This window comes from Candidatus Schekmanbacteria bacterium (assembly GCA_003695725.1).
Classification (GTDB): domain Bacteria; phylum Schekmanbacteria; class GWA2-38-11; order GWA2-38-11; family J061; genus J061.
This window is the reverse complement of sequence record RFHX01000370.1, coordinates 1-9,735: the sequence shown is the minus strand read 5'-3', so window position 1 is coordinate 9,735 and position 9,735 is coordinate 1. Positions and strand designations below refer to the sequence as shown.

The following is a 9,735-nucleotide window of genomic DNA, read 5'->3' as shown; positions in this document are numbered from 1 at the left end:
GAAGACCTTTCAGATGCCCTGAAGGTCCTTGTTAAGACTTACAGCAATATAGACCCCTATCCTCATAAATTTTACGATGCCCTTGTAAAGGTGCACTTGAGAAACCTCGATTTTTCTGTGAGAAAGGGGATTGATAAGGAATTTGTTGAACATTATACGAATGTACTGAATCCTGTTATAGAAAGGCATATCAAACCGGCAATTCAAAGGACAGGAAATAAGGATTTCTATTTATGGGGCATATTTGAAAGAACAAGTTGTTCATATCAGTTGTATGAACATATAGATATCAAAAAGAATGAGCGTTCTTTTCCCTGTCCTTATAAGGATATCCTTGAAAATATCCAAAAATATCTTGGCACATATGAGATTGAATGGAAGGATGTCTGCAACAAGTGGTGCATTCCTGTATGGGAAAGATTTGCTGAAAAAGCCGGCGTTAAAATGAAGGCGGAGCCGGGGGAAATCTGCAAGGTCAGAGTATTGTAAATTACACTGAGAGAAGAATAGTTTCTACAATCTTACTATATCGTCATTACAGTACAAGGAGAGGAATAGAAGCATATATTCCTTCATATGTCGTGTCAGAAGAAAGTTGTGACGCACATGCTCTTTGCCATTTTCACCAAGGCGTTTAGCTAATTCAGGTGAATTGAGTATTTGTTTTAAGGCAAAAGCCGCTCCTTCGATTGAATGGCAAAGCATACCAGTGTGTTTGTGTTTTATCTGAAGAGGTATTCCACCAACATTGGATGCAACTACCGGTTTAGCTTTCCAAAGGGCTTCGGAAACAGTTAATCCAAAGCCTTCTTTGATGGATTTTTGTAGGATGACAGTAGAAATCCTCTGAATGGCATTGATAACGATGTCATCCTGTGGCAAGAGTAGTATGAGTATATCCTTGTCTCCATCAGCTCTATTTTGCACTTCTTCAAGGACCTGTAGTCCTTCAGGGTCATCTGTAGCAGTACCGCCAGCTAAAATAAGGCGGCAGTCGATATGTCTTTTTACCTGCCTATATGCATCGATAACTCCTACAGGGTCTTTCAGTCTGTCAAAACGGGATATTTGAGTAATTATTGGTTTGTCAGTCGGTATATTGTATTTTTCCACTACCTTATCTATAACATCCTGTGGAAGCTCTTTATTTTTATCACTCAATGGGTCAATGGAAGGAGAAATCATAAATTGTCTTATTGGAAGTTTCTGTGAAAATACAGGCGCAGAAAAGACTGATGAATCATAGTTAACAATAAATTGCATTAGAAAATTCCAAACTGATTGTTCGGGATTTGAAACATCGATGTGACATCGCCATATCCATTTATTGTCATTTTTCTTTTTTACCAATGCTATGGGCTGAGGGTCATGAATAAATACTATATCCCCCTTGATTTCCATTTTTTTTATATTTTCTTCACTCGTTGCAAGAAATGTTTCAAAGTCCTTCTGAATTATATTGACCTTACTGCCGTGAAGCGCATTGTGAAATTTTTTTGTTACATCAAAGAACTCTGGATTGCCATCTATTACATCCCATTCGGCGTTGACACCTATTTCTCGAAGAAGCGGAATCATTCTATTTAGTATTTCAGCAACTCCGCCCCCAACAGAAGTGGAATTTACATTTTGTATCACTTTTCCGTTAAGTTTTTCGGAGAGCAATTTCAAATCATCGATTACTGCCTGTCCAACAATTGGTATATATTCATCTATTTTTGCCATTGTTAACCCTTGTCATTTTCAATTATTTCGATTATTGCAGACCTCAAATTTTCAAGTGTATATGTATACGGATCTAATTTAGCAATTTTGTCAGCTAACCCTTTGTTCCATACTGATGTTTCAAACCAATATGAAAAATCATTTGTTCCTCTTTCAAGCCTCAGGCGTGCCTCAAAGATATGAAAGTAAATCGAATCAATAGTTATCTTTTTGAGAATTTCAAGAAATTCTTTAGTATTATGTGCTTTATATTTTGTAGGAATAATAAAACTCACTGATTTGACAAAGTCGAATTCCTCTCCTTTTCTTGCAAATTTGAGTTTAGCCATTGGGTTTTCATTGAGATAATTTTCGATTGTAGATATTATCTTTTCCCGCAGACTTCTGATTGTTGAAAACTCTATCGTATCTATGCTTGCAAGTTTTTCTGCAAGCTCATCCTCATTGAGAGCTTCTTCTACCCAAAGGGCAAAATCATTAGGAGGGGCAGGGGAAATATATTGATGCTGCTGCAAAAACCTATGTGTGTGATGATATATGCAAGAGCCGGGAACTTCTTTTAAAAGATATAGGAATTCATTTAAATTGCTTGCTCTAAGCCCTGTAAGCTCTGAGAGGTGAAGCCGGGTATGGAAGTGAAAAGGTTGTTTTGCTCTTTCAAGACTTGCCATTTTTTACGCCTCTTTAAAAGTTATCAATCTTTCAAGAAATTTTACTGTTTCAGCCGTATTCTTTAAATAATAATTTGCAAATGTTTTTTTCGACCTTCCAATTCTGATACAAAGTCCTTTTTTATTTAACACCTTGAATGCATCTTCATCGGTTTTATCGTCGCCGATATAAATAGGATAAAATTTCCTTTTAAATTTATTTTCTATAGCGTTCAAAATAAATAATACCGCTTTGCCTTTATCCCAATCGACAGGTGGCCTTATTTCAATAACCTTTTTGCCACCTTTCAAACGAACTTCTTCATTATCAACATATTTATTGACGATTTTTTTGAATATTTTTTTTGCATATCTTACATCTTTATCATTTACCATTCTATAGTGGAATGTAAGGGATATTCCCTTACATTCTATTATTACGCCTTCGATTTTGCCGACTTTTTCATTCAATGTCTTTTTGATTTTCTTTAAAGTTTTTTTAAATTTTTCTAATCCCCCTATTTTAGGCTTCTTTTTTATTCCTGCAATTTCAAATCCATGATTTCCTGCATAGATTATTTTTTTTATCCCCACTCTTTTTTTGATATCATTTATTGCTCTGCCGCTTATTATAGCAATTCCAAAATCTTTTAGATTGGAAAGCTTCTGTATGGTTTCTTTTGTTTCATTGGGAAGAATAGCTTTATCTGGTGAATCAACAATTGGAGATAAAGTTCCATCGTAGTCCAAAAAGAGAAAAATGTTCTTCTTTTTCATTTTTCTTTTGATTTCATCGAGAGCGAAGAAAAGATATTTCATTTTTTATTCTTTTGTGATTTCGCCGGCTTTTACAAGGGCAAATTTACTGCAAATTGGACCAATCAACTCATAAATTACTGTTGTTGCAACAATTGTGCTGAAAATCATATTACCAATCTCTGGAAAGTCATTTTTTGCTATAAGAGCGCAGGCAAGGGCTACACCGGCTTGAGGCACAAGTGCAAATCCAATGTATTTTCTAACATTTGAAGGAGATTTTCCCAATATACCGCCAAGTCCTGCGCCGGAAACTTTTCCCACTACTCTTACAAGGAGATAAGAGACTCCCAATAAGCCAAGCTTCGGCAAGAGTCCAACTTCAAGATTTGCCCCTGCAAGGACAAAAAAGATTAAAAAGAGTTGAGAATCGATTGTATTGAGAATGTCAAAAAATTGGAAAGAAGACTTATTTATATTTACAAGGACTGAACCAAAAAACATATTAGCAAGCAAAACAGACAACCTTAATTCAATTGCAAGCCCGATTACAAGTAAAACAAATCCAAGTGTAAATGTAAGAAGTTCTGTTTTGCTCTTTATATATTTGGAGAAATAAGAAAGTACGAATGCAGCAATTCCACCTAAAATAAAAGCTCCAAAAATTTCAAGAAGAGAAAAGCCCAATGTTTCCAAAAGATATGTGGGAGCGATTTGATGCCCATAAAGAGCACGAGAAATGGCAAGTGAAAGGGCAAATATTATAAGCCCCCATGCATCATCTATGGCTACAACGCTTAAAAGCGTATCTGTAAAAACCCCCTTTGTCCTATATTCTCTTATTACCATTATTGTGGCAACAGGGTCTGTTGCTGCCGCAATTGCACCAAATAATAGCGAAACATATAACGGTTGCCTAACAATGAAAAAGAATGCCGCTGTAACGAGTGTCCATGCTCCAATAGACTCAAGCACTGAAATCCATGTTACTGATTTGCCTATTTTTTTAAATGTGCTTATCTGAAAGTTTTGTCCAATTCCAAAGGCAATTATTCCAAGAACGATATTTGAAACAATATTAGATACGCTCAATAGCTTTACTGGGACCAGTTTAAGGATATGCGGACCAATCAATATACCAAGAAGAAGGTAAGCTGTTACTACAGGAAGTTTAAACTTGCCTATTATTCTTGCTGACAATAATGATGTAAGGAATATAAAACCTGTCCCCAATATAAGATTCATTTATAAAATACCTCTTTCCTTGAATACACTGCATACAATATCAAAGATGCCAACTAAGCCCTTTAAATTACCTTCTTTATCAATAACAGGTAGTTCATCTTTCTTGTGAAGTTTCATCAAATTGAATGCCTCTTCGATTGTCATTTCTTCTTCCAAAGCTATAAACCTTTTATCCATTATGTCTTCAACTACGATAAGTTTTCCCATTTCAGGAGCTAAGTCGACATTGAAGATATCTGCTTCTTCCTGTTCAACAAAGGGCATTCTTTTGATAATGTCATTTTTTACAGGAGTAAAAATGCTGATTAAGTCCCTAAATGAAACAATTCCCACGAGTTTGCCAGTATTTTCAATCACAGGCACCATTGGGAAGAGATGAAAGTCTTTGAACTTTTCAAGAAGTTCACTGAAGGTAGTCGATCTTTTCACTGAAATGACATCAGTTGTCATAATTTCTTTAATCAGCATATTTTTTCTCTTTTTTTCTTCCTTTTAAATAATTTATCTTAGTGAATTTGTTATGTTAATTTTAAATCAATGAAAAACATCTAATAATTTATTAGAAATAGAAAATCCAACTGTCAGCGGTCTAAAATATTTTGGCCTGCTGGCAAGAAATGCTGAAAAGTGTTTTCTATTTTAACTAAAAAAAAGTGGTTTTGTCCATATGATTTTAGTATTCTAATTCTATGAAAATTCTGTATTAATTTCCCTTTCTACTTATGAAGATAAAAATATGTGGAATAACTAATAAAGAAGATGCTCTTTACTGTGCGGAAAAAGGTGTAGATGCCTTAGGTTTTATTTTTTATGAGAAGAGTAAACGATCTATTTCTCCACAAAGAGCATATGAAATCATTGCTTCTCTGCCGCCCTTTGTCAATGCTGTAGGAGTGTTCGTAAATGAGTCGATAGAAAAAGTAAAGGAAATTGCAAGGTATTGTAATCTTGACTATCTGCAGTTTCATGGGAATGAAAGTCCTCGATATCTCGAAGCATTTGAAGAATTTAAAGTGATAAAAGTGATTCGAGTAAAAGATGAGGGAAGCATTAAAGTTATGGAAAATTACTCCAATGTTTCTGTGTTTTTGGTTGATACATATGATGAAAATCTACTTGGAGGCACAGGTAAAACCTTTAATTGGGATTTAGCATTGAAGGCGAAAGAGTACGGGAAAATAATACTTTCTGGAGGACTTAATCCTGATAATGTTGCGGATGCGATAAATTCAGTCAATCCCTACGCTGTTGATGTTGCAAGCGGTGTTGAATCAATACCGGGCAAGAAAGACTTTGATAAAGTTGAAAAATATATATATGAAGCTAAGAAAGCTTTTTTGAATCAATATTGATAGGAAGTGATTTTATAGTTTCCCTTCATTTTTTTCTAATCTTTTCACTTAATAGAAATAACAGGACACACTATAGGAGAAGATTTACCTAAGAAATAGTTTTTTTTACCTTTTCCGACTTGTCAAAACTATCAAAGAGTTTTAAGTGTTCGACTTTATAGAAAGTCCTATAGAATCGAATAGCAACCGATTTTTTTGAAGATGATTTTTTTTGGAAAGGACTTGTACGCTTATTCAATATGTAGGAGATAAAAGATTATTTTTATAAATTAATGATTTTGGCTTCTTTCTTAATTGTGTCATATATAACAGCTGTTTTCTTTCCAGAAACCCAACCGCATAACTCTCCGGGATTGATAAGGTATCTATCAGATTTTTTTTCTATTTTGAGAAGATGCGTATGTCCGAAGATTACCAAGTCATAAAGATTTGATTCCATTGCAGGCAATGCTATTTCAGCTCTATGAGTAAGCATAAATCTAATTTTATCCAACTTGCCTACATATGGCTCATTGTGTATTTCACCTTTATTTTCCAATGTCGTTCTTAATCCAAGTTTTTCACCATCGTTATTTCCAAAAACGGCTACAATCTTTTTGTTTAATGAAAAAAATGCTTTGAGAGCAAAGGGTGCAACGATATCGCCTGCATGAAGCAAAATATCGATATTTTCTTCTTTAAAGACTTTTACACAATTTTCAATGACTGTTATATTGTCGTGTGAATCAGCAACGATCCCAATTTTCATAAAAAACTTCCTTTTTTGTTTAAATTTTCAATACAAAATACTATAAATAAAAGAATTTGTGTCAAGATACTAATCTGTAATGTTGCATCTTTTCTATTAAATTGGAGCATACGATATAGATGAGAATACTTGGTTTGGACATTGGTGAAAGGCGGATTGGAATTGCTCTGAGTGATGAAAGAGGGATTATTGCGCGGGGACTTGAAACGATAATGAGGGATAATGATTTGATAGCCGTAAATGAAATATATAAACTTGTTGAGAAATATAATGTAGAGAAAATTGTTTATGGAATGCCCTTTGATAAAGATGGTAAAATAGGAAAACAAGGGGAAGAAACTCTTTCTTTCGTGTCAAAGCTAAATTCTTTAAAAGGTGTTGAATTAGTACAATGGGATGAAAGATTTTCGACAAAAGAAGCTACCAGAGCGCTTATTGAAGGAAATGTAAGAAGGAAAAAAAGGAAAGCTCTCAAGGACAAGGTTTCTGCTGTAATAATTCTTCAAGCATATCTTGATTCTATTGGAACACTCGGAAAAAGGGAAAAATGAAAAGTTTTTTTAAAGCCATATTGATAATCACTTTGATTGTTTTCATATGGGTATTTAGAATTTATACAGTTTTCAAAAAAACACCTTGCTCGTCAGGACAAAGGACAGTTGTCCTCAATATTAAAGATAATATGCCAATGGATAAGATTGCCAAGAGGTTGAAGAAGAAGGGTTTGATTTCGAGCGCTTTTCTCTTCAAGGTTATGACAATCCTCGAGGGAAATGAAACAAAGCTTAAATCGGGCGAGTACGAGTTGAGGCGCAATATGAGTCCTGAGGAGATAATGAATATTTTGAAAAGCGGGGAGGAAAAGAAGTATTATATAACCTTTCCTGAAGGTATAAGACTTGAAGAGATAGCTGAGAAACTTGAAAAGAAACATCTTGTAAAAAAGGATGAATTCCTTTCTCTTGCGCGAAACAGAGATTTCATAAAATCATTGGGGATCGATGCAATCTCTCTTGAAGGCTACCTTTTCCCGGATACATATGCATTTACAAAAAGGTCAGGCGCGAGGTATATTTTACGGACTATGGTCAGAGAGCTAAAGAAAAGAATAACACCTGATGATGAAGCAAAGATGAAGTCTATGGGAATGAATCTACATCAAATCTTGACTATTGCCTCGATGATCGAAAAAGAAACTTATCTTGACGAAGAAAAACCAATAATTGCTGCAGTTTTTTATAATCGCCTCAAGAAAGGAATGCTTCTCCAATGTGACCCCACAGTCATTTATGCTAAAAAGAAATTCAACAGCCGCCTTTACAGGAAAGATTTGAACTATGATTCTCCTTATAATACCTATCGATATTCCGGATTACCTCCGGGACCTATTTGTAATCCGGGTGAAAAATCTATTAGAGCGGCGCTTAATCCTGCTGATGTAGATTATCTTTATTTTGTAGTTGCCGGTGAGGGAAGGCATAAATTTTCTAAAACTTACAGTGAACACCTTAATGCGGTAAATGAATACAAATTAAGCCAAAAGCAGAAGTCCAATGGCAAACTTTAAACCTGAATTGCTTGCACCAGGAGGTAGTATCGAGAAAATTGAAACAGCCCTTCATTATGGTGCCGATGCAGTTTATGCCGGAGTAAAAGGATTTAGTTTGCGGGCTATTTCGGAACTCGATGAATCAGGAATAGAAAAAGCTCTTTCATTTGTGAAGGATAAAGGCAAAAAACTTTATCTTTGTTTAAACCTTTTTGCTCGCAATGAAGACATAAAAGAGCTCGAAAAGTTTATACACTTTTTAAAGAAATATTCACCTGATGCATTTATTGTAACTGATCCGGGAGTAATCGGTTTTATTAATGAAAAACTACCACATATTCCTATTCATTTAAGCACGCAGACAAATACAACCAACAGTGCATCCATCAAGTTTTGGAAAAAACACAGCAATATAAAAAGAGTCACGCTTGCAAGAGAATTGACACTTGATGAGATAAAAGCAATTAGAAAAGATATTTCCGATGTTGAGCTCGAACTGTTTATTCATGGTGCTTTGTGTCTTTCTTATTCAGGGCGATGTTATTTGAGCGAATATCTTAACAAAAGAAGCGCTAACAGAGGAGATTGTACTCAACCATGTAGGTGGAGATATAGTATTGTGGAAGAGACAAGAAAAGGGATGTATTTTCCTATAGAGGAAGATAGCAAGGGCACTCTAATAATGAATTATAGAGACCTATGTCTTGCCAAAAGAATCCCAGAATTGACAAAGATAGGAATTGATTCTTTCAAGATTGAAGGAAGAAACAAAAGCTCCTATTACCTTGCCTCTGTAGTGAGGGTTTACCGTGATATTATAGATACATTTTTAAAAGAAGGAGAAAATTTTAGTTTTCGTCAGGAGTGGTTGGACGAATTGAAAAAAATAAGCCACCGAGGATACACCGAAGGGTTTATATCAGTAGAAGATGATGACAGTTTTTTTTATGAAGATAATTATATTCAGGATTATATCCCCGTAGGGATTGTAAAAAGCGTTGTAAAGTCCTTTGCTAATTGCAAAGTTGTTAATGTTGAAATAAAAAATCAAATAAAAATAGGAGATATTGTTGAGTGTCTTTTACCCGGATTCAAAACATTTAGATTTGAACTAAAAGAAATGATGATTGATAGCAATGATAGATTGGAAAAAGCACATCCGGGGATGAATATAGATATTAAGGTCCCGAATATTGATATTAAACCGGGAGATTTTCTTAGAAAAAAGGCAGGCAATTAGATTGCCTGCCTCAAATCGTTGGCAGGATGTTTTTATCTTGTTACATACTTCCATATCTTTTTGATGCTTCTCTTTTTAAGAGAAGAAAATGAGGGCATTGAGCCTTTTCCTTTTTTGACTGTCCGTTTGAATTCTTTAAATCTTTCATCCTGAATATTTGGTGCGTTTGCACCTTTCCCCTTTTTCCCATGGCAGGATTGACAATTTTTTTTGAATAGTTTTTTCCCGCTCGCTGCAAAGGCTTTGTTTTCGGTTGTGATTTGAACGAGCCCAATTATTGCAGCAAAATAAAGGGCTAGAAAAATCGAAAAACTCTTCTTCATAAAAAACCTCCAAATTAAAAGTTATGATACCCTCATTAATGAAAAAATAAATTTTACAGATTCATTTGTCAAGAGAATGATAAAATATGTTGTTAACTAATTTTAAACTGTATAAAGATTGACAGATGGAAATCTTTAGAAATAAAG

11 protein-coding genes and 1 pseudogene are annotated in these 9,735 nt (G+C 34.6%); 5 read left to right on the top strand and 7 right to left on the bottom strand.

All coding sequences use genetic code 11. The features are described from left to right. Nucleotides 1-489: hypothetical protein (locus tag D6734_13325; protein RMF91980.1), on the top strand; the 489-nt coding region annotated here is incomplete at its 5' end. Between the two features lie 24 nt (nucleotides 490-513). On the opposite strand, the gene D6734_13320 is transcribed toward D6734_13325, so the two are convergent. The 5 genes and pseudogenes from D6734_13320 to D6734_13300 all read right to left on the bottom strand — a co-directional run bounded on the left by D6734_13320 (nucleotide 514) and on the right by D6734_13300 (nucleotide 4,844). Next, entirely contained in the window at nucleotides 514-1,725 is a 1,212-nt protein-coding gene (locus tag D6734_13320) for a glycosyltransferase (protein RMF91979.1), read from the bottom strand. Nucleotides 1,726-1,727: 2 nt separating this feature from the next. Beyond that, nucleotides 1,728-2,333: pseudogene (locus tag D6734_13315) on the bottom strand (hypothetical protein). 66 nt (nucleotides 2,334-2,399) lie between these two features. Next, nucleotides 2,400-3,194, bottom strand: coding sequence for a trehalose-phosphatase (gene otsB / locus D6734_13310; GenBank protein RMF91978.1), 795 nt, complete (start codon nucleotides 3,192-3,194; stop codon nucleotides 2,400-2,402). Nucleotides 3,195-3,197: 3 nt separating this feature from the next. Further along, complete coding sequence (locus tag D6734_13305) at nucleotides 3,198-4,376, bottom strand: cation:proton antiporter (protein ID RMF91977.1); 1,179 nt, start codon at nucleotides 4,374-4,376, stop codon at nucleotides 3,198-3,200. Beyond that, on the bottom strand, nucleotides 4,377-4,844 hold the full coding sequence (locus D6734_13300) for a CBS domain-containing protein (GenBank protein ID RMF91976.1): 468 nt from the start codon (nucleotides 4,842-4,844) through the stop codon (nucleotides 4,377-4,379). A 254-nt stretch (nucleotides 4,845-5,098) separates the two neighbouring features. Here D6734_13300 and D6734_13295 point away from each other — a divergent pair, with 254 nt between their 5' ends. Next, nucleotides 5,099-5,728 (top strand): phosphoribosylanthranilate isomerase, encoded by a 630-nt coding sequence (locus D6734_13295; GenBank protein ID RMF91975.1) that lies wholly within the window; start codon nucleotides 5,099-5,101, stop codon nucleotides 5,726-5,728. Between the two features lie 262 nt (nucleotides 5,729-5,990). Here the strand turns inward: D6734_13295 and D6734_13290 are convergent, their stop codons facing one another. After that, nucleotides 5,991-6,476, bottom strand: coding sequence for a metallophosphoesterase (locus D6734_13290; protein ID RMF91974.1), 486 nt, complete (start codon nucleotides 6,474-6,476; stop codon nucleotides 5,991-5,993). A gap of 119 nt (nucleotides 6,477-6,595) precedes the next feature. Between D6734_13290 and ruvX the strand changes: the two genes are divergently transcribed. The 3 genes from ruvX to D6734_13275 are packed head-to-tail and all read left to right on the top strand — an operon-like array spanning nucleotide 6,596 to nucleotide 9,265. Next, on the top strand, nucleotides 6,596-7,027 hold the full coding sequence (gene ruvX, locus D6734_13285; GenBank protein RMF91973.1) for a Holliday junction resolvase RuvX: 432 nt from the start codon (nucleotides 6,596-6,598) through the stop codon (nucleotides 7,025-7,027). Next, the gene (gene mltG, locus D6734_13280; protein ID RMF91972.1) at nucleotides 7,024-8,043 is read left to right on the top strand and encodes an endolytic transglycosylase MltG; all 1,020 of its coding nucleotides are present in this window, start codon (nucleotides 7,024-7,026) and stop codon (nucleotides 8,041-8,043) included. The genes ruvX and mltG overlap by 4 nt, the downstream gene beginning before the upstream one ends. Beyond that, nucleotides 8,030-9,265: a U32 family peptidase gene (locus tag D6734_13275; protein ID RMF91971.1), complete on the top strand. Its 1,236-nt coding sequence runs from the start codon at nucleotides 8,030-8,032 to the stop codon at nucleotides 9,263-9,265. Before mltG ends, D6734_13275 begins: the two co-directional genes overlap by 14 nt. A gap of 32 nt (nucleotides 9,266-9,297) precedes the next feature. Here D6734_13275 and D6734_13270 read toward each other — a convergent pair whose 3' ends face one another. After that, on the bottom strand, nucleotides 9,298-9,588 hold the full coding sequence (locus tag D6734_13270) for a cytochrome c (protein ID RMF91970.1): 291 nt from the start codon (nucleotides 9,586-9,588) through the stop codon (nucleotides 9,298-9,300). Nucleotides 9,589-9,735: the final 147 nt, after the last annotated feature.

Bases quoted from the DNA above. Each gene is read 5' to 3' on its own strand.
- D6734_13320 (RMF91979.1), bottom strand. From the start codon at position 1,725: ATGGCAAAAATAGATGAATATATACCAATTGTTGGACAGGCAGTAATC.
- otsB (RMF91978.1), bottom strand. From the start codon at position 3,194: ATGAAATATCTTTTCTTCGCTCTCGATGAAATCAAAAGAAAAATGAAA.
- D6734_13305 (RMF91977.1), bottom strand. From the start codon at position 4,376: ATGAATCTTATATTGGGGACAGGTTTTATATTCCTTACATCATTATTG.
- D6734_13300 (RMF91976.1), bottom strand. From the start codon at position 4,844: ATGCTGATTAAAGAAATTATGACAACTGATGTCATTTCAGTGAAAAGA.
- D6734_13295 (RMF91975.1), top strand. From the start codon at position 5,099: ATGAAGATAAAAATATGTGGAATAACTAATAAAGAAGATGCTCTTTAC.
- D6734_13290 (RMF91974.1), bottom strand. From the start codon at position 6,476: ATGAAAATTGGGATCGTTGCTGATTCACACGACAATATAACAGTCATT.
- ruvX (RMF91973.1), top strand. From the start codon at position 6,596: ATGAGAATACTTGGTTTGGACATTGGTGAAAGGCGGATTGGAATTGCT.
- mltG (RMF91972.1), top strand. From the start codon at position 7,024: ATGAAAAGTTTTTTTAAAGCCATATTGATAATCACTTTGATTGTTTTC.
- D6734_13275 (RMF91971.1), top strand. From the start codon at position 8,030: ATGGCAAACTTTAAACCTGAATTGCTTGCACCAGGAGGTAGTATCGAG.
- D6734_13270 (RMF91970.1), bottom strand. From the start codon at position 9,588: ATGAAGAAGAGTTTTTCGATTTTTCTAGCCCTTTATTTTGCTGCAATA.